Below are 23,360 nucleotides of genomic sequence, written 5' to 3'. Positions count from 1 at the left end.
ATTTGAAACTACTGCTTACCTATCGCCTCGCCCGCGTCGCCCTGCATCTGGCCATCGGCATGAGCAAAAGCCTGGTGCTGTTTCCATGGCTGGACGTGGAGGGCCGCAACCGGCGCATCCGCGCCTGGTCGCGCCAGCTGCTGGCCATCTGCAACGTCACCGTCGAAGCGTCGCCCAGCCATGCGGCAGCGCTCAAGCATTGCATGGTGGTGGCGAACCACGTGTCGTGGCTCGATATCTTTGTCATCAACGCGGTGCACCCTTGCCGTTTTGTCGCCAAGGCCGAGATTCGCGCGTGGCCGGTCCTGGGCTGGCTGGCGGCGCGCGCCGGCACGATCTTTATTTCGCGCGGCAACAAGCGCGACTTGCGCAAGATCTTCCAGGGCCTGGTCGACAAGCTGCACGATGGCGAGCGTATTGGCGTTTTCCCCGAAGGCACCACGGCCGCACAGGGAAACCTGCTGCCGTTTCACGCCAATCTGTTCGAAGCGGCGATCGACGCGCAAGCGCCGGTGCAGCCGTTTGCCGTGTCGTATGTCGATGCGGCGGGCGTGCCGCACGACTCCATCGACTTTATCGGCGAGATGACGTTTGCGCAAAGCATGCTGCGCATCCTTGGCGGCAAGCCTGTCATCGCGCGCCTGGAATGCCTGGCGCCGCTGACCACGGTCGGCGCGCACCGGCGCGAACTGGCGCTGGCGGCGCATGGCGCCGTGGCCAGTTCACTTGGCGTGGCCGTTACCGCTTGAGATGCAGCCAGCGCGCATGCGCGGCCCTGGCCAGATAGTCCAGCGCGAAACCCAATATGCCGATCAGCACGATGGCCGCCATCAGTTCCGAGTACGCCAGGCGGTCGCGCGTGTCGAGGATGAAGTAGCCCAGGCCAGCGGACACGCCCAGCATTTCGGCCGGCACCAGCACGATCCAGATAATGCCGATCGCCAGGCGCACGCCGGTCAATATATCGGCTGTAATGCCCGGCAAAATCACTTTCAGGACCATCTCGCGGCGCGTGGCCGACAGGCTGCGCGCCAGCAGCAGCCAGTTCGGATCGAGCCGCGCCACGCCGGCCGCCGTATTGAGCAGTATTGGCCACACCGCCGCGAATGCCAGCAGAAAGTAGACCGGCGCGTCGCCCACGCCCAGCACCATCACCGCGATCGGCATCCACGACAGCGGTGAAATCATGCGCAGCAGCTGGAATAGCGGCATGGCGGCGCCCGAAAAAAGTTTTGACATTGCCACCAGCACGCCCAGCGGCACGCCGATCACGATCGCCAGCCCCAGGCCGACGGCCACCCTCTGCAAACTGAGCGTGACATGCAGCCAGATATCGGACCCCGCCAGCATGTCCCTGAACGCCAGCGCCGTGGGCAGCGGCGCAAACGCGCTGGCGATCGGCGTCGATTTTTCCAGTTGCCACACGCCCAGCGACCACAATAGCAAGGCCCCAGCCAGCCCGACCAGTGGCAGGCCGAGGCGCATCAACGACGTTCTGGCCATCGTCAGACCGCCACGGTTTCGCTGCGCAGCAGGTTGGCCGGCAGGCCGAAGGCGGCCGGACCGCCGACGGCGTTGATCGCCTTGCGCACGAAGCGGTCATCGACCAGGTCGCGCGCGGCGAATTTCGGATCGAGGTTGGCCAGAAAGCGCGTATCGCCCTCGACCTTGGTGCGGCCGATCGCGCGCACCAGTTCTTCCGTGTATGAGGCGAACGGATAGGGCTGGAAGTCGATGCGGCGCTGCTGCCAGTTCCTGTGCACGATCAGGCCCTGTTTTTCATAGGCGGCGTAATCGGTGGTGGCCAGTACCTTGGTCAGCACCTGCAGCGGATGCGGCGTGTAGCGATGCTCGCCGACGTTCGACAGCAGCTTGGCCGTGTCGACCTGGTTCGAGCGCGTCCACAATTGCGCCTTGACGATGGCGTTGGTGACCTTTTGTGCCCACTCGGGGCGGGTGCTGATGTCGCGCTCGGACAGGAAGGTGACGCAGCAGGCATGGTTTTTCCACACATCGCCCGAGAAGCGCAGGATCTTGCCGATGCCGGCGTTTTCGGCCGCCGCATTGAACGGTTCGGCCACGATATAGCCGGCAATCGCCTTGCTGGCCAGGGCCGAGACCATTTCGGCCGGCGCCAGCACGATCAGGTTCACCTCGTTCGGCTTGACGGCCGCGTTGCGCGCACGCGTGACGGGTGTCAAGCCATTGGCCGACAGGATTTGCTGCAGCAGGATATTGTGGATCGAGTACCAGAACGGGATCGCTACCGTGCGTCCGCCCAGGTCCTGCACTTTGTTGATCTCGTTGGCCACCGTCAGCGCGGAGCCGTTGACATGGTTCCAGGCCACTACCTTGGCGGGGAATTTGGCGCCATAGCGCACCCACAGGGTGGCCGGCGACAGCAGGTGGATCACGTTGACCTGGCCGGCGACAAACGCTTCGATGATCTGCGCCCAGCTGCGGAACAGGCGCGGCGTTTCCGCCTGCAAGCCTTCGGCCTCGAACAGCTTGCGGGCGTGCGCCACCAGCAAGGGCGTGGCATCGGTGATTGGCAGGTAGCCGATTTTCACGGGCTGGTCGTCGCCCTTCGGTCCCTGCTGCGCCATGGCGTCGCCGGCGAACAGCAGCGGCGAGGCGACGCTGGCCGTGGCCAGCGCCGACATGCGCAGAAAGTCGCGGCGCGTCAAACCACAGTCGCAGTCGGACGAGGCGCAGATATGCAGGGGTGTGTTTTCTTTTTGGAAGGACATGCGAAAGCTCCGGTCAGTAGGGGGTAGCCGCGGGTTGCGGTTTTTGCAGCAGATGGAGCGCGTCGAGGATATCGAGCTTGAGGGCGACCACGTCGGCGTTATGGCCGATGCGTGGCTGGGCGATATCGACCGGCCACTCGCGCACGATATTGCCGGGTTTGCCGCCCATCAGCACGATGCGGTCAGCCACCAGGATCGCTTCATCGATATCGTGGGTGACCAGCAGCACCGCCGTGTGCCAGCGGTGCACCACCTCGACCAGCAGCGACTGCATTTCGGCGCGCGTGATGGCGTCCAACGCCGAAAACGGTTCGTCCGCAAACAGCAGTTCCGGCTCGCGCGCCAGTGCGCGCGCCAGCGCCACGCGCTGCGCCATGCCGCCCGACAGCGCGGACGGATACAGTTTTTCGCGGCCCTGCAAGCCCACCGCCTCGATTGCCTGCGCCACGCGCGCGGTGTGCGCCTCGCGCGTGAGTGCGGGCTGGTGCTTGAAGTCCAGGCCAAAGCCGGCATTGCCGGTGACGTTCAGCCACGGCAACAGGCTGGCCTGCTGGAAGACGAGCGCGCTGCGCGGGTCGGGTTCGCGCATCGGCGTGCCCAGGAAGTCGATATGGCCGGCCGATGGCGGCTGCAAGCCTGCCAGCACGCGCAGCAAGCTCGATTTGCCGCAGCCGCTGCCGCCCAAAAGGCAGACGATCTCGCGCTTGCGCACCGCCAGCGACACCGCCTGAAATACGGGGTCCTGGCCTGGATAGGCATACGACAGGTTTTGTGCCCGCAGCGCCCAGTCGTTGGCCGTCATGCCGGATTTCCCGCCGCCTTGGCCGCCTGCTGGCTGTCGAACTGGCGCAGCGCCGATTGCAGTTGCGTCAGGCTCGGTGTGACGATGGGAATAAAGGCCGATTCGCGCCAGCGGCGCGCAAAGCCTTGCTGATGCTCGCTCAGGTAGGCGCGGCCGCCCATCGCCTGCAGTTCGAGCATCATGGCTTGCTGCACCAGCTCGGCCAGTTGTATGCGCAGGCGGAACATGGCCGGCGCTTCCTTCTGGAAGCGGCCATCGTGCACGCCGGCCAGCAAGGTGGCGACGGTGGTGTCCAGGGTGGCCTTGAGCGCCTCGATGCGCGGCGCGAGCGCGTTGCGCGAATCCTGTGAAATCGACATGGCCTGCGCCAGGCTGGCGCGCGCCAGGCCAATCGACATGCCGCACTGCATGCCCAGGAAAGCCGGGCGCACCTGCGGCAGCCAGGCCGGCGCATTGTCGCTGATGATATCTTCGGCCGCAATCGCCACTTGCGTCAGCTTGAGCGATGCCGTATTGCTGCCGCGCAGGGCGATCAGGTCCAGGTCGGCGTTGCGCTGCACACCGTCCAGCCGGCTGTCGAAGGCGACGATCAGCGGTGGCGCGCCGTCATTCGGCGCGACGGCGGCCGCCGCGACAAAACCTGCCTTGCGCAAGTTCGTTACCCAGGCCAGCGCGCCGTCGACCAGCAGGCCATCGCCGTTGCGCGCGGCCGTGATTTGCAGCTGTTCGATGCCGGACAAGAATTTCATGGCATTCGACAGGCCGCTGGCCCCGGCCTGGGTGCCCGCCAGCAAGGCGGGCAGGTGCTTGCCGGCCAGCGCGCGGTTCGGGCTTTGCAGCAGGAACTCGATAAAGCAGCGCTGGCCCCAGAACACAAAGGCGGCGCTCAGCGACAGCTCGGCCACGCTGGCGATCGCTTCGATGGCGTCGCGCACGTCGCCGCCCGCACCGCCTTGTGCTTGCGGCACGCCGATGGCCAGCAGCTGGTCGGCAGCCAGCGCCGGTAGCACGCTTTCAGCCAGTGTGTTCGCTTCGTCGAGCTGGTCGGCATGCAGCTGCAGCCAGGGCGTGAGGTTGGGCATGCGGTGCGCCATGTCAGACGGCGCCCGGCAGATATGGTGTCAATTGCGGATTGACGGGCGTGCCGGCCAGGCTGTTGGAGAAGTTGCACAGGGTGGCCAGGCTGATGCCGAGCACCACTTCCAGCGCCTGCTGTTGCTTGTAGCCGGCTGCCAGGAAGGCCTGGTATGCATCGTCGGCGACGGCGCCGCGCGTGGCGATGACGGCGCTGGCAAAGGCGGCCACGGCGTCGAGCTTTGCATCGCCCGTGCTCTGGCCATGCTGCAGGGCGCGCACGGTAGCGGGGGTTTCACCGGCTTTTTTCAGGGAAATCGCGCTATGGCCGGCGATGCAGAAATCGCAGCCATGGATGCGCGCGGCCGTGATCTGCACCACTTCGCGTTCCATCAGAGTCAAACTGGCGCGGGCATTGATGCCTGATACGGTCAGATAGGTTTCCAGCGCCAGTGGCGCATTGGCCAGTACACCGATCAGGTTGGGCAGGTAGCCATTGTTGGCGATCGCCTTTTCAATGAAAGGGCGGCTCTCGGCCGGGGCGGTGTCTAGCGTATGGAGCGTCAGTCGGGACATATGGAGCCTTGCCGGGTTGGTTAATCACCGCTTGATTATATCGGCCCCTTCTGTCTCATGACAGACGCTAACGTCGCCATTTTCTGCTCATTCGTCTGTGATATTGAAATCCTTCTCAATTCGATGAATGTCTCAGGTGGTGGCGGCGATAGGCGCCGGGCTGTTCGCCGGTGGCGCGCTTGAAGGCGCGCGTAAATTCGGCGTGCGAGCGGTAGCCGACCAGTTCGGCCACCCTTTCGACGGAAGTGCCGTCGTGCAGGCGGCGCGCGGCGATCTTCATGCGCAGCAGGAGCAGGAACTGCGCCGGCGAGTGGCCGCTGGCGCTGGCAAAATGCTTGCAGAAGCTGGCGCGCGACATGCACGCGGCCTTGGCCATGTTTTCGATCGACCAGTCGGCGGCGGGGGAGTCCAGCATGCGTTCGAGCAGCGGCGCAAATTCGCTCCGGTGCAGCAGCGACAGCAGGCCACCGGCCACTTGCTCGCCCTGCGCCACATGGCGGATCAGGTAAAAGAACAGCAGTTCGACCAGGCGCGCCATCAGCGGTGACGGCTGTTCCGGGTCGCCGCCCGCCTCTTGCAGGATCAGGTCGAACAGCGCGGCGGCGGCGGCAAACGCGGGCGCGCCACCGCGTAGCAGCAGGTACGGTGGAAACGAGTCGACGATCAGCTTCGAGGCCGCGCCCTGGAACTGGAAAAAGCCGCAGGCCAACGCGGTGGAGGGACTGTTTGCGGGCGCATGCAATGGGCGCATGGCTTGCGCGCTGGCCGCGTGCAGCGGGTCAGGGTACGGGCTGAGAAAATGCGGCAGGTCGCGCAGCAGGAACACGCCATCGCGCGGACCGAGCGGGATCGGCGCTGCGCCGTCGAAGTGCAGATAGCATTGACCTTCCAGCACCAGGTGAAAACTGCCCAGTTCCCGCCCGGCGGTGGAGGCGCGCCAGCGGCCGCAATACTGGCCCGCGTGCAGCACGGCCGTGTCCAGTCGCAGGCTGCCCAGCAGCCAGCGCGCCAACTGGTCGGTATCAGGAGTCATCGGGTCGCAAAGGCCAAAGCCTGATCATACGGCGCACACCGTTGCGTGCCAACGACCAATTCCGAGCAAGCATATGCAGCTTATGTTTTGCCTCTCGCCTGCCGGAATTCGGGACAGCTCACCTGGATCAGCGTGCGGTCCTCAAGGCAGACGGCCGACAGTTTGCCGCCCCAGACGCAGCCACTGTCGAGGCCGATCAGGCGCGGCCGCAACAGCAGACCCAGCGCAGACCAGTGGCCAAATACCACCGTGTCGCCAGCGCTTTGCCGGCCCGGCACCTCGAACCATGGCATCAGGCTGGAGCCCTCTGGTGCGCTGCCGCTTTCCTTCATCTTGAAGTCCATCCGACCCTCGGCAGTGCAAAAACGCAGCCGTGTCATGGCGTTGATGATGCAGCGCAGGCGGTCGGCGCCGCGCAGTTCGTCGTCCCAGGCAGCGGGCTCGTTGCCGTACATGGTGCGCAAAAAAGCCACCCAGCCATCGCTGGCCAGCATGGCCGACACTTCATCGGCCAGCAGCAGAGCCTGTTCCACGCTCCATTGCGGCAGCACGCCTGCGTGCACCAGCAGATGGCCGTCGCGGCGCAGCGCCAGCGGGCGGCGGCGCAGCCAGTCCACCAGCTCGTCGCGGTCGGGCGCAGCCACGATATCGCCCAGTGTGTCGGAAGCGTGTTCGGGGCGGATGCCGTTGACGACGGCCAGCAAGTGCAGGTCGTGATTGCCCAGTACGCTGTCGGCCAGGCCCTGTTGCGCCAATTTGAACACCAGGCGCAAGGTGGCCAGCGAATCGGGGCCACGATTGATCAGGTCGCCGGCAAACAGCAGGCGGTAAGGCTGCGTTGCCGTGTCGGCTATACGCGCGAGCAGCTCCAGTGTCTGCGCATGGCAGCCTTGCAGGTCGCCGATAAAGTAAGTTTTCATGAGTCGCGGTAGTGGGTGATGGCTATTGTCTGCAGGATCGTACCAGACGATAATGACGTGCGTGACAACATGCCAGAAGTTATTTGCGAGCTTCAATCCATGCGATATCTCAAACAATCGGCAGATCGCAACAGATTTGCTTGTCAAAAAAGCTAGCAGCCGTGTATCAAATGGTAAATAGTGTTAGCAATCATGGGCGCGCGTTGTTACCATGCTTCGCGCCATGCTCATGGGTGGTATCGCACGTCCATGATATTGATTAATTTGTAATATTCGTGCCTGCCGCATGGTCTTGGAATAAAAATAAATGCGTGCTGTCGATACCGTTTTTTTGTGCGGATAAAAATCTGCCGGAAAAGGCAATTCACGGCGCATTTTTCGAACGTGACGAGAGCCGGCAAACCCGATCTTTTTATTGATAAAAAATGTTTTCTTTCATCGTGAGCTTTGCTGTTTCTGCCGTGTTGACACTGTTGATCATAAAACAGGTGCATTTGCATAAATCCGCGCTCGATTCAGATTTTCACGGCGTACAAAAAGTGCATTCGCATCTGGTGGCGCGCATCGGCGGCCTGTCCATTTTCCTGGCCGTCGTGCTCGGTGCGGTGGTGTCGATCTGGCGCCTGCCGGCAATGGCCTACTGGATGATCTGCTTGCTGCTGTGTTCCGCCATGGCCTTTGCCGGCGGCATCGTCGAGGATTTCACGGGCAAGGTCAGTCCCATGGGGCGCCTGCTGCTGACGATGGCGGGCGCCTTGCTGGCGTACTTCCTGATCGATGCGCGCATCGACCGCATCGACTGGCTGTTTTCCAGCTGGGCGATTCCGTTTGTCTGGCTCAGCCTGCCGATCACGGTGCTGGCCGTGGCCGGCATCGCCAACGCCATCAATATCATCGACGGCTTCAATGGCCTGGCCAGCGTGGTGTCGATCTGCATGCTGTTGTCGCTGGCCTATGTTGCCTTGCAGGTCAATGACGCGTTCATTCTCGTCGTCGCCCTGCTGGTGGCGGGCGCGATCAGCGGTTTCCTGATCTGGAACTATCCGGTCGGCCTGATTTTCCTCGGCGATGGCGGCGCCTATTTCATCGGTTTCATGCTGGGCGAACTGACCTTGCTGCTGGTGATGCGCAATCCGCAAGTGTCGACCTGGTATGCCGTATTGTTGCTGATTTATCCGGCATTTGAAACGCTGTTCTCCGCCTACCGGCGCGCCTTTATTCAAGGCAAGTCACCGGTCATGCCTGACGGCATACATTTGCATAGCCTGATTTTCCGCCGCATCGTGCAATGGACGGTGGGCCGCAAGGAAGCGCGCGCGCTGATGCGCCGCAATTCCCTTACTTCGCCTTATCTGTGGCTGTTTTCCCTGATGGCGGTGATTCCGGCCTCGCTTTTCTGGCGCCATACCTGGCTGTTGATTTGCTGTTCCCTGATATTTATTGCCACTTATATCTGGTTATATTGGCGTATTATTCGCTTCAAAGCCCCGCGCTGGATGATTGTGCACAAGAAGAATTAATATATTTTTCCTGAACCGGTGTATATTCCATGGGTTTTAGTTATTTCTATTAATTTTCCAGAAAGTAAAGCATGAATTTGTCGATATTGACCATGGCCGAATTACGCAATTTGGCGGACAAGGTCCAGCAAGAAATCAGTCATCGTGAACGCGATGATCTGAACAAGGCGCGCGAACAGATCATGGCGATTGCGCAACAGGCCGGCATTCCCTTGAAGCAGCTGATACTCGAGGGCCTGCACCCGCGCGTGAGCAAGGTGGCGGTGCAGTACCGCAATCCCGATAACGCCAGCGAGCAGTGGACCGGCCGCGGCCGCCAGCCGCTGTGGGTCAGGCATTGGGTAGAATCAGGCAAGTCGATCGATCTGCTGCGGGTATAATCCGGTATATTCGGCGCGGCAGCAAGTCTGCCGTGGCGCGTCGTCCACGTTTGCCGTCCTTCTTATTCAGACCATGCTCCCACTGTCAAAAACGATCTTCAAAGCTTACGATATCCGCGGCATCATCGATAAAACCCTCGATGCCAGCGTGGCCAGGAAGATCGGACAGGCGTTCGGCCAGGCCGCCCTGGCCAAGGGCGAGCAGCGTGTGGTGATCGGCCGTGATGGCCGCCTGTCGGGCCCTGAACTGGCGCAGGCGCTGGTGCAAGGCCTGCAAGCGGCCGGCGTCGACGTGATCGACCTTGGCGTGGTGGCCACGCCGATGGTTTACTTCGGCACCAATGTGCTCGACACGAAGTCGGGCATCATGGTCACCGGCAGCCACAACCCGCCCGACTACAACGGTTTCAAGATGGTGCTGGCCGGCGAAGCGATCCATGGCGAGGCGATCGTGTCGCTGTACCAGAGCATCGTCGAGCACGACGGCAGCGCCAGCGACAAGCCTGGCAGTTATGTTACGCATGATATCCGCTCGGCCTATATCGACCGTATCCTGGGCGGCGTGAAACTGGCGCGCCCGATCAAGATCGCCGTCGATTGCGGCAACGGCGTGGCCGGCGCCTTTGCCGGCGACCTGTTCCGCGGCATGGGTTGCGACGTGATCGAACTGTTCTGCGAAGTCGATGGCAATTTTCCGAATCACCACCCGGACCCGGCCCACCCTGAAAACCTGCAGGACCTGATCCGCTGCCTGGCCGAGACCGACGCCGAAATCGGCATCGCCTTTGATGGCGACGGCGACCGCCTGGGCGTGGTCACCAAGGATGGTCAGATCATCTACCCGGATCGCCAGATGATGCTGTTTGCCGCCGACGTGCTGACGCGCCATCCGGGCGAGCAGATCCTGTATGACGTGAAATGCACGCGCCACCTGGCGCCCTGGATCACCAAGCACGGCGGCGTGCCGCTGATGTACAAGACCGGCCACTCGCTGGTAAAAGCCAAGCTGCGCGAAACGGGTGCCCCGCTGGGCGGCGAAATGAGCGGCCATATCTTCTTCAAGGACCGCTGGTACGGTTTCGACGACGGCCTGTATTCGGGCGCGCGCCTGCTGGAAATCCTCACCCGCGAAGCCGACCCTTCGGCGCTGCTGAACTGCCTGCCGCAATCGGACAGCACGCCCGAACTGCACCTGGAACTGACGGAAGGCGAAAACGTCGCGCTGATGGACATGCTGCGCCGCGACGCCGTTTTCCCCGGCAATGAGCAGATCATCACCATCGACGGCTTGCGCGTCGAATACGCTGACGGCTTCGGCCTGGCGCGTTCGTCGAACACCACGCCGGTGATCGTGATGCGCTTCGAAGCCGAAACGCCTGAAGCGCTGGCGCGTATCCAGGGCCAGTTCAGGAACGTGATCCTGGCGGCCAAGCCTGATGCCGTCCTGCCGTTCTGAGTTCATGGTTGTCCATGCTGGCGCAAAAGCGCCCTTGAAAATACTGCTGGTGCGCGTCTCCTCGCTGGGCGACGTGCTGCACAACCTGCCGATGGTGGCCGATATCGCCCGCCATTATCCCGACGCCACCATCGACTGGGTGGTGGAGGAGGGTTACACCAGCCTGGTGCGCCTCAATGCACGGGTTGGCGCCATCATCCCGTTCGCGCTGCGGCGCTGGCGCAAGAGCCTGGGCAAGAAGGAGACGCGCGCCGAAATCGCCGCCTTCTTCCGCACCCTGCGCAAGACGCAGTACGACTATGTGTTCGACACGCAGGGCCTGCTGAAAACCGGCATCATCATGGGCGCGGCGCGCCTGGCGCCGGGCGGCCAGAAGGTGGGGCTGGCCAATGGCAGCGAAGGCTCGGGCTACGAAGGCATTTCGCGCCTGTTCCATACCAACAGCATCGCCCTCGATCCGCGCACCCATGCGGTGGCGCGCGGCCGCCTGGTCGCCGCCGCGGCGCTCGGCTATGCGGTCGATACGCCGGCCGATTTCGGCCTGCCCGCACTGCCTGCCGGCGCGGCGCGACCCGACTGGATGGGCGAGGCACCGTATGCCGTGTATTTCCATGGCACCGCGCGCGACGCCAAGAAATGGGCGCCGGAAAACTGGATCGCCCTGGGCCAGGCCCTGGCGCCGATGACCATCCTGCTGCCCTGGGGTTCGCCCAAGGAAAAGCTGGAAGCAGAGGTGCTGGCGGCCGGTCTGCCGAATGCACGCGTGCTGCCGAAACTGTCGATGGCGGACGCCACCCTGCTGGCGCGCCATGCGGCGCTGGTGGTCGGCGTCGATACGGGCCTGACGCATATCGCCGCCGCGTTCGTGCGGCCCACGGTGGAAATCTACGCCGATTCGCCGCTGTGGAAAACCGAAGGCAACTGGTCGGACAGCATCATCAACCTGGGCGACCAGGGCAAGCCGCCCGGCGTGCCCGAAGTGCTGGCGGCGGCAAGGCTGCTGCTGGCCAACTGACCGTAAAAGAACATCATGCGATTTCTCTACACCCTGGCCTGGTGGCTGGCACTGCCGCTGGTGCTGGCGCGCCTGTGGCTGCGCGGGCGCCAGGAGCCGGGCTACCGCCAGCACTGGGGCGAGCGCCTGGGCCTGTATGGCCGCCGGCCGGCGTCAAGCCCGCTCACCATCTGGCTGCACGCCGTCTCGGTCGGCGAAACGCGCGCGGCCGAACCGCTGGTCGACGCGCTGCTGGCCGAATGGCCCGACTGCCGCATTGTCCTGACCCACATGACCCCCACCGGCCGCGCTACCGGCAAGGCGCTGTTCGCCAGGCACGGCGCGCGCCTGGTGCAAAGCTATCTGCCATACGACACGGGCGCCATGCCGGCGCGCTTTATCCGCCACTTTGCGCCGCGCATCTGCATTTTGATGGAAACCGAAGTGTGGCCCAATCTGATTCATCAGTGCCGGCGCCACCGGGTGCCGGTGGTGCTGGCCAATGCGCGCCTGTCGCAGCGTTCGCTGGCCAAGGCGCGGCGGCTGGGCAAGCTGATTCTTGAGGCCGCACGCGCCATTACGCTGGTGGCGGCGCAGACGCCCGACGACGCCGCGCGCGTGCGCCAGCTCGGTGTTGGCGATGTCGTTGTCACCGGCAGCATCAAGTTCGACGTGCTGGTGCCGGAAGCGGCGCTGGCCACCGGCGCCTGGCTGCGAAGTGTGGTGGGCCAGCGCCCGGTGCTGCTGTGCGCCAGCACGCGCGAAGGCGAGGAAGCACTGATCCTCGACGCGTTCGTGCGCGCCAGCCTGCCAGACAATACCCTGCTGCTGATCGTGCCGCGCCATCCGCAGCGTTTCGACGAGGTGGCGCAACTGCTTGCTGCGCGCGGCCTGGCCGCGCAGCGCCGATCCAGCCTGGCGCAGGACGCCGTGGTGGGGCCCGGCACGCGGGTGCTGCTGGGCGACTCGATGGGCGAGATGTTTGCCTACTACGCCGCCTGCGACTGCGCCTTTATCGGCGGCAGCCTGCTGCCCCTTGGCGGCCAGAACCTGATTGAAGCCTGCGCGCTGGGCAAGCCGGTGCTGATCGGCCCCCATACCTTCAATTTTGCGCTGGTGACCGAGCAGGCGATTGAAGCCGGTGGCGCCGCGCTGGTGCTTGACGCCGAGGCGCTGATGGCGCAGGCAGCCGGCTTGCTGCAGGATAGAGCTCGCCTGGCGGCGATGGGAGGCAAGGCGCTGGCCTTTGCCAGCCAACACCGTGGCGCCACGCCGCGCACGATGGCGGCGATCAGGCCGTTGTTGATTAATTGAACAAAACGGGTAGTTCCTGCGAGCGTTTTCGCAAGGCCTGCTTGGCGCCGTCGTAATCGGGATAGATCGACTCCACCGTGGCCCAGAAGCGCGCACTGTGGTTCATTTCCAGCAGGTGCGACAGTTCGTGCGCCACCACGTAATCGACCAGCGGCAGGGCGAAATGGATCAATCGCCAGTTCAGGCGGATCTTGCGCTGCACGGTGCAACTGCCCCAGCGCGTGCCGGCCGACGACAGCGACAAGGAGTCGTAGCGCACGCCCAGTTTTTCCGCATAGAGGTCCAGCCGCTCTTCGAACAGCTGGCGCGCCTCGTGCTGGAACCAGGCTTTCACTTTTTCCTTCAATTGCTGTTCGCTGCCGGTGGGCGTGACCCACACATGCAGTTCGCCGGTGTCGCGCTGGAAGCTGGCGCGGTGGCGTGGCGCCTGGTGCAGGCGCAGGGTGATCTCGCCGCCCAGGTAGGGCAGTACGGCGCCGTCAAGCCATACCACCGGCGCGCGCTGCAGGCGCTGCACCTTGCGTTCGCCCCGTTCCTGCAATTTCGAGATGATCCAGCCCTGCTTGGCGCGTATCGCGTTGTCGATTTCGGCCAGGGTGACGCGCTTGGGCGCTGTCACGCGCAGGCCATTGTCGTCGATCATGAAGCCGATCGAGCGGCGCGTCGAGCGGCGCAGGGCGAATTCCAGCAGATGCGGCCCCAGTTGCAGCTGGCGCAGCGGCGGGCCGTCGGCGGTGCGTGGAGGTGACGGAAGCGGGGGCAGGGCAGGTAGCTCAGGGACGGCAAGGGGCGGCAGCCGGGCCACGCCGGGTGGCGCCACGGGCAGCACCGGCGCCACCACGGGGCGCGCCAGCGGGGGCGTGCTGGTCGAGACGTCATGCGCGAACAGATCCAGTTGCTGGTCGCCGACCCTGATGGTCTTCATCTGCTCACGCAGTGTCGGCTCCTGGATGACCGCGCTGATGCCGTCTAGCCAGCGTTGTAGGCGTGAGGCGAAATGACGCGCATTTCTGATTCTATCCAATTTTCCACCTGTTGCATCATGCTGTCCGGGGTTTGCCCTTCCGGCGAAATCGGTTTGCCTATCGAGACCGTGATCACTCCCGGCCGCTTGAGAAATGACTGCTTGGGCCAGCACTCGCCCGAGTTATGGGCGATCGGCACCACCACCGCGCCGGTGGCAATGGCCAGGCGCGTACCGCCGCTTTTGTACTTGCCCGTCTGGCCGACCGGGATGCGGGTGCCTTCGGGGAACATGATAATCCATTGGCCATCGGCGAGGCGGCGTTTTCCGTGCGCGACCACGCTTTTGAAGGCGTGCTTGCCCTGCTTGCGGTCGATCGGGATCATGCGCAGCAGCGCCATGGCCCAGCCGAAAAACGGAATGTACAGGATCTCCTTCTTGAACACGTACACCAGCGGGCGTGGCAGGCTGGGCAGCAGAAAGATGGTTTCCCAGGCCGACTGGTGTTTCGACAGCACGATGGCCGGCGCGTCGGGGAAGTTCTCTGCGCCCTTGATTTCATAGCGGATACCGCAAATGACCCTGGCGCACCAGATGATGAACACGTTCCAGCGCGAGGTGACCCAGTAACGGTTGTTATAGCTTAAAGGCGCGGCGAAAAAGCACACGCAGGCCCAGACGATGGTGGCCACGATCATGATGAGCATGAACAGCAGGGACCTGAGGAACAGGGAAATGGTACGCAAGCGGTTCTCCGGATTAAATACTGAATGCCACGGTGGGCGATGGCGCGGCGGCGGCCGGCGCCTTGAGCAGGTGGTTGACCACGGCGGCCAGGTCGGCGAAGACCAGGGTGCCGGGAGGCAGGCCGCCTGTTTCATTGGTGCTTGCGCCCTTGCCGGTCAGGACCAGGTAGGGCACGCAGCCGCTGATGAAGCCGGCCTGCAGGTCGCGCAGCGAGTCGCCGACCGTCGGCACGCCTTTCAGGCTGGTGTTGTAGCGCTGCGAGATTTCATGGAACATGCCCGGCTTGGGCTTGCGGCAGTCGCAATTGTCCGCGCCCGCATGCGGGCAGAAGAAGATGGCGTCGATGTCGGCGCCCACCTGCTGCGCCAGGGTGTGCATCTTCTGGTGGATCGCGTTGAGCACCGGCATGTCGAAGTATTCGCGCGCGATGCCCGACTGGTTCGAGGCGATCACCACGCGGTAGCCGGCCTGGTTCAGGCGGGCGATCGCTTCGAGCGAGCCGGCAATGGGCAGCCATTCGGCCGGCGACCTGATGAAGTCCGGCGAGTCATGGTTGATGACGCCATCACGGTCGAGGATGATCAGTTTCAGCGCCGGCGCACCCATTATGCCGCCAGCTTCGAAATGTCGGCCACGCGGTTCATCATGCCGTGCAGCGACGACAGCAGGGCCAGGCGGTTGTTGCGCAGGGCGACATCGTCGGCCATCACCATCACGTCGTTGAAGAAGCCGTCGACATCGTCGCGCAGCTGCGCCAGCGTTTGCAAGGTGCCCGTGAAGTCGCCTTTGGCAAAGGCCGCGTCGACTTCCGGCTGCACGCGCGAGACGGCGGCGGCCAGTGTTTTCTCGGCTTCGTCCTGCAGCAGCGCCACGTTGACGCCGCCGGCGGCGACCTGGCGCACTGCCTCTTCGTTCTTTTTCAGGATATTCGTGATGCGCTTGTTGGCGCCAGCGAGCGAGGCGCTTTCCGGCAGTGCGGCAAAGGCCTGCACGGCTTCGAGGCGCTGCACGATATCGTCGAGGCGGTCCGGGTTTTGCGCCACCACCGCCTCGATCTCGTTGGGCGAAAAGCCGCGTTCGCGCAGGATGCCGCGCAGGCGCTCGAGCATGAAGGTGGAGACCTCAAGCACCGGGTCCTTGAAGCCGGGGATGGCCGCAAATTGCGCGGCGGCGTCCGCCAGCAGGCCCTGGATCGACAGCGGCAAGCGCTTTTCCAGCAGCATGCGCAGCACGCCCAGCGCATGGCGGCGCAGCGCGAACGGGTCCTTGTCGCCGGTGGGCGCCAGACCGATAGCCCAGATGCCGACCAGGGTTTCGAGCTTGTCGGCCAGCGCCACGGCGGTGCCGGTGGCGGTCGACGGCAGGGCGTCGCCGGCAAAGCGCGGCTGATAGTGTTCGGAGGCGGCCAGCGCCACTTCTTCCGGCTCGCCGTCATGGCGCGCGTAATAGGTGCCCATGATGCCTTGCAGCTCGGGGAACTCGCCGACCATGTCGGTCAGCAGATCGGCCTTGGCCAACAGTGCGCCGCGTTTTGCCAGTTCGACGTCGCCGCCCAGTTTGGCGGCAATCGCGCCGGCAATCGCCGTGACTCTTTCCGTGCGCGCGGCCTGCGTGCCCAGCTTGTTGTGGTAGACCACATTGGCCAGCAGCGGCAGACGCGACGCCAATGTTTTTTTCTTGTCCTGCTCGAAGAAGAACTTGGCGTCGGACAGGCGCGGGCGCACCACGCGCTCATTGCCGCCGATAATGTGCTCGGGCGTGTCGGTGGCGATGTTCGAGACGATCAGAAAGCGCGAGCGCAATTTGCCTTCGGCATCGGTCAGCGCAAAATATTTCTGGTTGGTCTGCATCGTGAGGATCAGGCACTCCTGCGGCACGGCCAGGAATTCTTCCTCGAAATGGCATTCGTAGACCACCGGCCACTCGACCAGGGCGGTGACTTCATCGAGCAGGGACTCGGGCATCAGCACTTGATCGGCGCCGGCTTTTTCCAGCAACTGGGCGCGGATGGTGGCCTTGCGCTCTTCGACGCTGGCGATCACGCTGGCGTCGAGGATCAGGCTGGCGGCATAGTTTTCCGCGTGCTTGATGGTGATCGGCTGACCGTCGGTCAAAAAGCGGTGACCCAGGGTGTCGCGGCCGGCCGTCAATCCCAGCAGGGTCAATGGCAGCACATTGATGCCGTGCAGGGCGATCAGGCGGTGGGCCGGGCGCACGAATTGCACGGTGCTGCCGTCCGGGCGCTGGTAGCTCATCAGTTTTGGAATCGGCAGCTTGGCGCAAGACTCGGTCAATGCGGCCTGCGCGCCGGTGGCCAGCAGGCTGCCCGGTGCCGTATGCGTGTAGAAGAAGCTGTCGGCCTTGCCGTCCACGGCGCGTTCCAGGTCCGCCACCGTCAGGTCGGGAAAACCCAGGGCAGCGAGTTTCTTGGCCAGCGGCGCGGTGCCGTTGCCGTTGGCGTCCAGCGCCACCGAGACGGGCAGCACTTTTTCGCGGATCGACTTGTCGGGCGAGACCTCGCGCACATTGGTGATGGAGACGGCCAGGCGGCGCGGCGAGGCGTAGCTGGTGGCGACGCTGTCGCTTTCCAGGAAGTCGCGCGATTTGAGGCCGTTGACGATGCCGGCGGCAAAGGCGGCGCCCAGCTTGGCCAGCGCTTTCGGCGGCAGTTCTTCGGTCAGCAGTTCAATAAGCAGTGTTTGGTTCATGGTGTTCTTGTCTGGTACGGCGGTCGTTAGGCAGCCGGGGCGGCTTGTTCTTGTGCTGGCAGCATCGGGAAACCGAGGCGCTCGCGCGAATCGTGGTAGGCCTGGGCGACCAGGCGCGACAGGGTGCGCACGCGGCCGATATAGGCGGCGCGCTCGGTCACCGAGATGGCGCCGCGCGCATCGAGCATATTGAAGCTGTGCGAGGCCTTCATGATTTTTTCGTAGGCCGGCAGGGTCAGCTGCAGCTCGATCAAACGCTTGGCTTCGGCTTCGTAGTTGCCGAACTGTTCGAACAGCAGGTCGGTGTTGGCGTGCTCGAAGTTGTAGGTCGATTGTTCCACTTCGTTTTGATGGAACACGTCGCCGTAGGTCAGTTTTTTCGTCGTGCCGTTTTCTTCCCACTCGGTCCAGACCAGGTCGTACACGTTTTCCACGCCCTGCAGATACATGGCCAGGCGTTCGATGCCGTAGGTGATTTCACCGAGCACCGGCTTGCAATCGAGGCCGCCCACTTGCTGGAAGTAGGTGAATTGCGTCACTTCCATGCCGTTCAGCCAGACTTCCCAGCCCAGGCCCCAGGCGCCCAGGGTCGGGCTTTCCCAGTCGTCTTCGACAAAGCGCACGTCGTTCTGCTTCAGATCGAGGCCCAGCGCGGCCAGCGAACCCAGGTACAGGTCGAGGATGTTTTCCGGCGCCGGCTTCAGGACTACCTGGTACTGGTAGTAATGCTGCATGCGGTTCGGGTTTTCGCCATAGCGGCCATCTTTCGGGCGGCGCGATGGCTGCACATAGGCGGCGCGCCACGGTTCCGGGCCGATCGCGCGCAGGAAGGTGCCGGTGTGGAACGTACCGGCGCCCACTTCCATGTCGTAAGGCTGGAGCAGGGCGCAACCTTGCTTGTCCCAATAGGTTTGCAAGGTCAGAATAATTTGTTGAAATGTGAGCATCGTATGAGTTCGCCGCGCGACAGGCTGCGCTTTGTAAGGGTTTGCTTGAAGCCGGCACGCTCGCGCTGCAAGGCAGGCGGGCGTGCGGGCCGGAGTTTTGCTAATTTTAGCGGGTTTTATGGCGCTACTGTGACTCTTGTGTCAATTCGCCTTTGCTTCATGCCTTGCGGGCGCGGCGGCCCAGCAGGAAGGCGGCCAGCAAGGCCAGTGCGTTCAGGGCCAGCATCAGCTTGTTGCCGTACAAGATATACGGCGTCATGCCGCCCATGCCTTGCACGGTGGCCGCCAGGGCGCCTTGCTGCGCCGCTGGCAGCAGGCTCGCTACCACGCCCTTGCCGTCGATGACGGCGGTGGCACCGGTATTGGTCGCGCGCAGCATCGGCCGGCCCGTCTCCAGGCTGCGCATCTGCGAAATCTGCAAATGCTGGGCGATGGCGATCGAGTCGCCGAACCAGGCCAGGTTCGAGATATTGAGCAGCACCGACGCCGATTGCTTGCCATGGCGGTGGGCATTGGCCAGCTGGCTGGCAATTTCCTCGCCAAACAGGTCTTCGTAGCAGATGTTCGGCAGCACCAGCTGGTCGCGTACCTGCAAGGGCGGCTGCACGCGCGCGCCGCGGCCCATGTCGCCCAGCGGGATGGCCATCATGGCGACAAACCAGTGCAGGCCGGGCGGCACGAATTCGCCGAACGGCACCAGGTGGTGCTTGCGGTATTGATAGTAAGGACCCGGATTTGCGTTCGGCGTGATGCCCACCGCCGCGTTATAAAAGCGGCGTTCTTCGTCCAGCACCGGCATGCCGACCAGCAGCGTGCTGCCGGTTCTCTGTGCATAGGCGCCCAGGCTGTCCAGATAGCCCGCCGGCAGCTGCTGCGGCAGCACCGTGACGGCCGTTTCCGGCGTGGCGATCAGGTCGGCCGGCGCGCTGGTGATCGCCTGCTGGTACATCTGCAAGGCGCCCAGCACGAAAGCGGGATCGAATTTCTGCTGCTGCGGCACATTGCCCTGCAACAGGCGCACCGTGATCGGGCGGCCCACCGCATGCGTCCAGTCGATGTGGCGCAGGCCGGCGCCGGCGCCGTACAGGGCCAGCACGCCACCCAAGGCCAGCCAGCGCGTGCGCGGCAGCGGATGCGTCAGCAGCAGCAGGGCGCCAGCCGACAGTGCCGCCAGCCAGCCCAGGCCATACGCGCCGATGATGGGCGCAAAGCCGCCCAGCGGGCTGGTGTTGTGGGCGTAGCCGGTGGCCAGCCACGGGAAGCCCGTAAACAGCCAGCCGCGTGTCCATTCGAACAGGGTCCACAGGGAAGGCAAGACCAGCAGTGTCATGGTTGGCAGCGACAAGATCCAGCGCCGGCGCAGCCAGGCCGCCGCACCCATGGCCAGCGCCACGTAGACGCCCATCAGCAGCGCCAGCAGCGCCACGGCGATGGCGGCGATGGGCGCGGCCATGTCGCCATAGCGGTGCATCGAGATATACAGCCAGTGGGTGCCGGCGCCGCACCAGCCGAAGCCGTAGGCCCAGCCGATGCGCGCGCTGCTTTTGATGTCGGCCGCGCGCAGTACCTGGTAGAACAGCACGGCCAGGCTGAGGATCTGCAGCGGCCAGTAGCCGAACGGGGCAAAGGCCAGCACCGCCGCTGCGCCGGCGATGGCGGCGATCAGCATGCGCGAGAGCGTGCTGCGGGGCGGCTTGGGGGCGGCGTTTGGATCAACGCGTCTGAAACGCATTTACAGCACGCGCATGTCAGAGTTCCAGTTCCGGCACGGCGGGCAGGCGCTCGACCAGCAGCACGTGCACCTGGCGCGCGTCGGCGCGCAGCACTTCGAAGCGCAAGTCGCCCAGGTCGAAAATATCGCCCTTGTGCGCCATGCGGCCCAGGTGCTTGGAGACCAGGCCGCCGATGGTGTCGACGTCGTCATCGAGCAGGCGGCAACCGAGTTCCTGGTTGAACTGGGTGATCTCGGTCAAGGCCTTGACGCGCCAGCGCGGGCCGAACTGGCCTTCCTTGAGCGACAGGATATTGTCCTCGGCTTCGTCGAAGTCGTATTCGTCCTCGATATCGCCGACGATCTGTTCGAGCACGTCTTCGATGGTGATCAGGCCGGCCACGCCGCTGTATTCATCGACGACGATGGCCATGTGATTGTGGTTGGCGCGGAAGTCGCGCAGCAGCACATTGAGGCGTTTCGATTCGGGGATGAAAATGGCGGGACGCAGCATCTCGCGCACGTCGAAGGACTCTTCCGCGTAGTAGCGCAGCAGGTCTTTCGCCAGCAGGATGCCGATTACCTTGTCGCGTTCGCCTTCGATCGCGGGAAACCGCGAGTGGGCGGTCGACAGGACTTCCGGCATCCATTCCTCGATCGGCTTGCTGATGTCGATGACATCCATTTGCGAACGGGGAATCATGATGTCGCGCGCGCAGAGATCCGACACCTGGAACACGCCTTCGATCATCGACAGGGCGTCGGCGTCAATCAGCTTGCGTTCGTGCGCATCGTACAGAACCTCGAGCAATTCTGCACGGTTCTCTGGCTCGGGGGAAATGAGTGCGGTCAGGCGTTCAAACAGTGACCGGTGGGGCTTGACGTCAGTTTTGACGCCATTAGGATGCTCGGGCATAGGAGGCGTGAGCCGTTGTTGCGAAGGGATATAGGATACACCAAAAGCGGCCGCTTACCGATATTCCCCGCTTTTGATGTGAATTTACTACGCTGTTTGCCGACGTTTCACGCAGTCGGCGTACTTTGCGCACCCAGCACGCGCAGGCGCAAGGCCGCCACCTGTGCCAGCCATTCCTCGCCGTGTTCGCTTTCCCGCCACAGCTGGCGCAGCTCCGATGCGTCCGACATGATGCGCCCGAAGGCCAGGCGCGCCTTGTCCAGCAGCGGCGGCGTGAGGCGCTTCTTGCAGGCGGCCACCCACGCGTCGACTTCGGCGGTGGCAGGGTCGGGCTCGCCCGGCCGGCCTTGCAGGCGCGCCATCACCTCGAGCGCGGCCAGCGCTTCGGCGGCGAACGGCGCTTCGAGTTCGGCCTGCTGGCTGTCGATCACGTTGTCGAGCGTGGTCTCGACCAGTTCCAGCGTTGTATATTCCTGCAAGTCCTGCGCCCAGTCCATGGCGTAGTCGTTGCCGAAGGCGTCCAGTGCCCAAGTGGCCATATGTGTCCTTGCGTAGTTGTGCGATGGCGCTATTGTGGCATGCCTGGACCACCCGCCACCACCTGCTCGCGCAGCCAGCGCAAACCCGCATCGTGCTCGCTGCGCGGATGCCAGGCCAGCGACAGGTCCAGCGCCGGCACGCTCAAGGGCAGCGCGAAGGTGTCGAGCTGGCCTTCAAAGCGATCGAGGAAGCGCGACGGCAGCGTGCAGACGAGATCGGTGGCCGTCAGCATGGGCGGCACCAGGTTGTACTGCGCCACGGCGACCGGTACGCTGCGCGTGCGGCCCTGCTGCGCCAGTTGTTCGTCCATAAAGGCGTGAAAGCTGCCGTTGGTCGACACGACGATATGGCGCAGCGCGCAATAGCTGTCCAGGTCCAGCGGCCCGGTGCCGCGTGGATGGCCTTTGCGCTGCGCCATGCGATGCTCGACCAGCAGCACCGGGCTGTGGTGCAGGGTGGCAGGGACAAAGCGGCTGCCGCCGACCAGCAGGTCGATCTCGCCACGCTCCATCTGCCCGGCCAGGTGGGCCGGTTCGGGCGTGCGAAACGCGAGCCTCAGGCGTGGCCCGCCGCGTGCCGCCACCTGTTGTATCACGGGCAGCATCAGCATCAGCACGGCGTTGTCGTTGCCGGCGATATGAAAGGTACGTTCGGCTGTGCGCGGATCGAACGGCGGCGCATCGCGGCGTACGGCTTGCCCCAGCATCGCCAGTGCGGCCCGCAAGGGGGCTTGTAATTGAAGCGCGCGCGGCGTGGCCAGCATGCCGCGCCCGGAATCGGCCGGCACCAGCAGCGCGTCGTCGAACAGCGTGCGCAGCCGGGCCAGCTGGGCCGACATGGCAGGCTGGCTCAGGTGCAAACGGACTGCCGCGCGCGTGACATGTTTTTCCTCCAGCAGCACATCGAGCGACACCAGCAGGGGCAGGTCGACACCACGTATATCCAGCATTTGGATGCCTCCAATTCAAATAATCAATTTCATTTATGTCTTCGAAAGGAGTCTACTGGCACATCACCATTTTTGAAAGAGATTCCATGTTTGCCATCAAACCCCTCGCTGCGCTGCTTGCCAGCCTGACGCTATCCCATGCGGCCCTGGCCGCCGCCCCGTTCGACCAGGCGCCGGCGCCCGGCATCTACCGCATGATGCTGGGCCAGTTCCAGGTTACTGCTCTGTCCGACGGCACGGTCACCATCCCGCTCGACAAGCTGCTGACCGACATCGAGCCGGCCACCCTGGCCGCCAGCTTGCAAGAGGCCCACCTGCAGCCGATGGCGGAAACCTCGATCAACGCTTTTCTGATCAACACGGGCAAGCAGCTGGTGCTGGTCGATACGGGCGCGGGCGACCTGTTCGGCCTGCCGATGGGAGAGCACGCGGGCCGCTTGCAGCGCAGCTTGCGCAATGCCGGCTATGCGCCGGGGCAGATCGACGCGGTGCTGCTCACGCATATCCATGCCGACCATTCGGGCGGCCTGTCGCATGACGGCGTGCGGCTGTTCCCGAACGCGAAAGTGTATGTGGATAGCCACGACAGCGATTTCTGGCTGAACCAGGCGAATCGGGCGGGCGCTGCCGAAGGTCAGCGCCATGGCTTTGACGAAGCGCAGGCCATGCTGGCGCCCTATGTGGCGGCGGGCAAGCTGACGCCATTCAAGAGCGGCGCCGAGATCTTGCCTGGCATCCGCGCGGTGGCCGCCCCGGGCCATACGCCGGGGCACAGCTACTATGCGGTGGAAAGCGGCGGGCAGAAGTTGCTGCTGCTTGGCGACATGATCCATGCGGGCGCGGTGCAGTTTGCGCATCCCGGCACCACCATCGGCTTCGACGTCGACGCGAAGGCGGCAAAAGCGCGGCGGGCCAGCGAGATGGCCGATGCGGCGAAAAACGGTTACTGGGTCGGCGCGGCGCACCTGAGCTTTCCCGGTATCGGCCATATCGCGAAGGACGGGACGGGCTACCGCTGGCTGCCGGCCAATTACGGTGCGTGGTGACAGCGTGAAAAAG

The 23,360-nt window shown here is 64.1% G+C and carries 23 protein-coding genes; 7 read left to right on the top strand and 16 right to left on the bottom strand.

The features are described from left to right. The first annotated feature begins 2 nt into the window (after window positions 1-2). The gene (locus tag CD932_RS06545; RefSeq protein ID WP_094441928.1) at window positions 3-749 is read left to right on the top strand and encodes a 1-acyl-sn-glycerol-3-phosphate acyltransferase; all 747 of its coding nucleotides are present in this window, start codon (window positions 3-5) and stop codon (window positions 747-749) included. On the opposite strand, the gene CD932_RS06540 is transcribed toward CD932_RS06545, so the two are convergent. The 7 genes from CD932_RS06540 to CD932_RS06510 all read right to left on the bottom strand — a co-directional run bounded on the left by CD932_RS06540 (window position 739) and on the right by CD932_RS06510 (window position 7,155). Further along, window positions 739-1,503: an ABC transporter permease gene (locus CD932_RS06540; protein WP_176460897.1), complete on the bottom strand. Its 765-nt coding sequence runs from the start codon at window positions 1,501-1,503 to the stop codon at window positions 739-741. The two genes, CD932_RS06545 and CD932_RS06540, sit on opposite strands and share 11 nt — an antisense overlap. Before the next feature lie 2 nt (window positions 1,504-1,505). Then, entirely contained in the window at window positions 1,506-2,750 is a 1,245-nt protein-coding gene (locus CD932_RS06535; protein WP_094441927.1) for an ABC transporter substrate-binding protein, read from the bottom strand. A 13-nt stretch (window positions 2,751-2,763) separates the two neighbouring features. After that, complete coding sequence (locus CD932_RS06530; RefSeq protein ID WP_094441926.1) at window positions 2,764-3,552, bottom strand: ABC transporter ATP-binding protein; 789 nt, start codon at window positions 3,550-3,552, stop codon at window positions 2,764-2,766. Continuing rightward, the gene (locus CD932_RS06525) at window positions 3,549-4,634 is read right to left on the bottom strand and encodes an acyl-CoA dehydrogenase family protein (protein WP_176460896.1); all 1,086 of its coding nucleotides are present in this window, start codon (window positions 4,632-4,634) and stop codon (window positions 3,549-3,551) included. Before CD932_RS06525 ends, CD932_RS06530 begins: the two co-directional genes overlap by 4 nt. 13 nt (window positions 4,635-4,647) lie before the next feature. Next, entirely contained in the window at window positions 4,648-5,202 is a 555-nt protein-coding gene (locus tag CD932_RS06520; RefSeq protein ID WP_094441924.1) for a carboxymuconolactone decarboxylase family protein, read from the bottom strand. Between the two features lie 115 nt (window positions 5,203-5,317). Then, window positions 5,318-6,235, bottom strand: a complete 918-nt coding sequence (locus tag CD932_RS06515) for an AraC family transcriptional regulator (protein ID WP_094441923.1) — start codon at window positions 6,233-6,235, stop codon at window positions 5,318-5,320. Between the two features lie 80 nt (window positions 6,236-6,315). Beyond that, window positions 6,316-7,155 carry a symmetrical bis(5'-nucleosyl)-tetraphosphatase gene (locus CD932_RS06510; protein ID WP_094441922.1) on the bottom strand — a complete coding sequence of 280 codons (840 nt, stop codon included), beginning with the start codon at window positions 7,153-7,155 and terminating at the stop codon, window positions 6,316-6,318. A gap of 425 nt (window positions 7,156-7,580) precedes the next feature. Between CD932_RS06510 and CD932_RS06505 the strand changes: the two genes are divergently transcribed. From CD932_RS06505 to waaA, 5 genes are all read left to right on the top strand, one after another. After that, window positions 7,581-8,675 carry a glycosyltransferase gene (locus tag CD932_RS06505; protein WP_094441921.1) on the top strand — a complete coding sequence of 365 codons (1,095 nt, stop codon included), beginning with the start codon at window positions 7,581-7,583 and terminating at the stop codon, window positions 8,673-8,675. Window positions 8,676-8,746: 71 nt separating this feature from the next. Next, window positions 8,747-9,055: an H-NS family nucleoid-associated regulatory protein gene (locus CD932_RS06500; protein ID WP_094441920.1), complete on the top strand. Its 309-nt coding sequence runs from the start codon at window positions 8,747-8,749 to the stop codon at window positions 9,053-9,055. Between the two features lie 73 nt (window positions 9,056-9,128). Further along, window positions 9,129-10,511 (top strand): phosphomannomutase/phosphoglucomutase, encoded by a 1,383-nt coding sequence (locus CD932_RS06495; RefSeq protein WP_094441919.1) that lies wholly within the window; start codon window positions 9,129-9,131, stop codon window positions 10,509-10,511. 4 nt (window positions 10,512-10,515) lie between these two features. Continuing rightward, window positions 10,516-11,526: a lipopolysaccharide heptosyltransferase I gene (waaC, locus tag CD932_RS06490; protein ID WP_094441918.1), complete on the top strand. Its 1,011-nt coding sequence runs from the start codon at window positions 10,516-10,518 to the stop codon at window positions 11,524-11,526. Between the two features lie 15 nt (window positions 11,527-11,541). After that, the gene (gene waaA, locus CD932_RS06485; protein WP_094441917.1) at window positions 11,542-12,819 is read left to right on the top strand and encodes a lipid IV(A) 3-deoxy-D-manno-octulosonic acid transferase; all 1,278 of its coding nucleotides are present in this window, start codon (window positions 11,542-11,544) and stop codon (window positions 12,817-12,819) included. Here waaA and CD932_RS06480 read toward each other — a convergent pair. From CD932_RS06480 to CD932_RS06440, 9 genes are all read right to left on the bottom strand, one after another. Beyond that, window positions 12,812-13,744, bottom strand: coding sequence for a M48 family metallopeptidase (locus CD932_RS06480; protein ID WP_094441916.1), 933 nt, complete (start codon window positions 13,742-13,744; stop codon window positions 12,812-12,814). The two genes, waaA and CD932_RS06480, sit on opposite strands and share 8 nt — an antisense overlap. Before the next feature lie 44 nt (window positions 13,745-13,788). Beyond that, a complete protein-coding gene (locus tag CD932_RS06475) occupies window positions 13,789-14,529 on the bottom strand; it encodes a 1-acyl-sn-glycerol-3-phosphate acyltransferase (protein WP_254926486.1) in 741 nt (246 codons plus the stop codon). A 13-nt stretch (window positions 14,530-14,542) separates the two neighbouring features. Next, a complete protein-coding gene (gene gmhB / locus CD932_RS06470; protein ID WP_094441915.1) occupies window positions 14,543-15,136 on the bottom strand; it encodes a D-glycero-beta-D-manno-heptose 1,7-bisphosphate 7-phosphatase in 594 nt (197 codons plus the stop codon). Then, window positions 15,136-17,238: a glycine--tRNA ligase subunit beta gene (glyS, locus tag CD932_RS06465; protein WP_094441914.1), complete on the bottom strand. Its 2,103-nt coding sequence runs from the start codon at window positions 17,236-17,238 to the stop codon at window positions 15,136-15,138. The genes gmhB and glyS overlap by 1 nt, the downstream gene beginning before the upstream one ends. Window positions 17,239-17,264: 26 nt before the next feature. Next, window positions 17,265-18,185, bottom strand: coding sequence for a glycine--tRNA ligase subunit alpha (gene glyQ / locus CD932_RS06460; protein WP_094441913.1), 921 nt, complete (start codon window positions 18,183-18,185; stop codon window positions 17,265-17,267). Between the two features lie 157 nt (window positions 18,186-18,342). After that, window positions 18,343-19,917: an apolipoprotein N-acyltransferase gene (gene lnt / locus CD932_RS06455; RefSeq protein ID WP_176460895.1), complete on the bottom strand. Its 1,575-nt coding sequence runs from the start codon at window positions 19,915-19,917 to the stop codon at window positions 18,343-18,345. A 16-nt stretch (window positions 19,918-19,933) separates the two neighbouring features. Beyond that, complete coding sequence (locus CD932_RS06450) at window positions 19,934-20,812, bottom strand: HlyC/CorC family transporter (protein WP_094441912.1); 879 nt, start codon at window positions 20,810-20,812, stop codon at window positions 19,934-19,936. Window positions 20,813-20,919: 107 nt separating this feature from the next. Next, the gene (locus CD932_RS06445) at window positions 20,920-21,351 is read right to left on the bottom strand and encodes a DUF4259 domain-containing protein (protein WP_094441911.1); all 432 of its coding nucleotides are present in this window, start codon (window positions 21,349-21,351) and stop codon (window positions 20,920-20,922) included. 29 nt (window positions 21,352-21,380) lie between these two features. Continuing rightward, the gene (locus CD932_RS06440; protein ID WP_094441910.1) at window positions 21,381-22,301 is read right to left on the bottom strand and encodes a LysR family transcriptional regulator; all 921 of its coding nucleotides are present in this window, start codon (window positions 22,299-22,301) and stop codon (window positions 21,381-21,383) included. An 86-nt stretch (window positions 22,302-22,387) separates the two neighbouring features. On the opposite strand from CD932_RS06440, the gene CD932_RS06435 reads away from it, so the two are divergent. Continuing rightward, complete coding sequence (locus CD932_RS06435) at window positions 22,388-23,347, top strand: MBL fold metallo-hydrolase (RefSeq protein ID WP_094441909.1); 960 nt, start codon at window positions 22,388-22,390, stop codon at window positions 23,345-23,347. The last annotated feature ends 13 nt before the right edge of the window (window positions 23,348-23,360 follow it).

This window comes from Janthinobacterium sp. PC23-8, from assembly GCF_002250505.1.
Classification (GTDB): Bacteria; Pseudomonadota; Gammaproteobacteria; order Burkholderiales; family Burkholderiaceae_D; genus Janthinobacterium.
Note: the sequence above shows the minus strand (reverse complement) of the source record. Positions and strands in the feature narration are given on the sequence as shown.

Coding starts and splice junctions, on each gene's coding strand:
- CD932_RS06445 (WP_094441911.1), bottom strand. CDS start 21,351: ATGGCCACTTGGGCACTGGACGCCTTCGGCAACGACTACGCCATGGAC.
- CD932_RS06525 (WP_176460896.1), bottom strand. CDS start 4,634: ATGCCCAACCTCACGCCCTGGCTGCAGCTGCATGCCGACCAGCTCGAC.
- CD932_RS06530 (WP_094441926.1), bottom strand. CDS start 3,552: ATGACGGCCAACGACTGGGCGCTGCGGGCACAAAACCTGTCGTATGCC.
- glyS (WP_094441914.1), bottom strand. CDS start 17,238: ATGAACCAAACACTGCTTATTGAACTGCTGACCGAAGAACTGCCGCCG.
- CD932_RS06515 (WP_094441923.1), bottom strand. CDS start 6,235: ATGACTCCTGATACCGACCAGTTGGCGCGCTGGCTGCTGGGCAGCCTG.
- CD932_RS06520 (WP_094441924.1), bottom strand. CDS start 5,202: ATGTCCCGACTGACGCTCCATACGCTAGACACCGCCCCGGCCGAGAGC.
- CD932_RS06500 (WP_094441920.1), top strand. CDS start 8,747: ATGAATTTGTCGATATTGACCATGGCCGAATTACGCAATTTGGCGGAC.
- CD932_RS06540 (WP_176460897.1), bottom strand. CDS start 1,503: ATGGCCAGAACGTCGTTGATGCGCCTCGGCCTGCCACTGGTCGGGCTG.
- waaA (WP_094441917.1), top strand. CDS start 11,542: ATGCGATTTCTCTACACCCTGGCCTGGTGGCTGGCACTGCCGCTGGTG.
- CD932_RS06435 (WP_094441909.1), top strand. CDS start 22,388: ATGTTTGCCATCAAACCCCTCGCTGCGCTGCTTGCCAGCCTGACGCTA.
- CD932_RS06450 (WP_094441912.1), bottom strand. CDS start 20,812: ATGCCCGAGCATCCTAATGGCGTCAAAACTGACGTCAAGCCCCACCGG.
- CD932_RS06505 (WP_094441921.1), top strand. CDS start 7,581: ATGTTTTCTTTCATCGTGAGCTTTGCTGTTTCTGCCGTGTTGACACTG.
- CD932_RS06480 (WP_094441916.1), bottom strand. CDS start 13,744: ATGAAGACCATCAGGGTCGGCGACCAGCAACTGGATCTGTTCGCGCAT.
- CD932_RS06510 (WP_094441922.1), bottom strand. CDS start 7,155: ATGAAAACTTACTTTATCGGCGACCTGCAAGGCTGCCATGCGCAGACA.
- waaC (WP_094441918.1), top strand. CDS start 10,516: ATGGTTGTCCATGCTGGCGCAAAAGCGCCCTTGAAAATACTGCTGGTG.
- gmhB (WP_094441915.1), bottom strand. CDS start 15,136: ATGGGTGCGCCGGCGCTGAAACTGATCATCCTCGACCGTGATGGCGTC.
- CD932_RS06440 (WP_094441910.1), bottom strand. CDS start 22,301: ATGCTGGATATACGTGGTGTCGACCTGCCCCTGCTGGTGTCGCTCGAT.
- CD932_RS06495 (WP_094441919.1), top strand. CDS start 9,129: ATGCTCCCACTGTCAAAAACGATCTTCAAAGCTTACGATATCCGCGGC.
- CD932_RS06535 (WP_094441927.1), bottom strand. CDS start 2,750: ATGTCCTTCCAAAAAGAAAACACACCCCTGCATATCTGCGCCTCGTCC.
- lnt (WP_176460895.1), bottom strand. CDS start 19,917: ATGCGTTTCAGACGCGTTGATCCAAACGCCGCCCCCAAGCCGCCCCGC.
- glyQ (WP_094441913.1), bottom strand. CDS start 18,185: ATGCTCACATTTCAACAAATTATTCTGACCTTGCAAACCTATTGGGAC.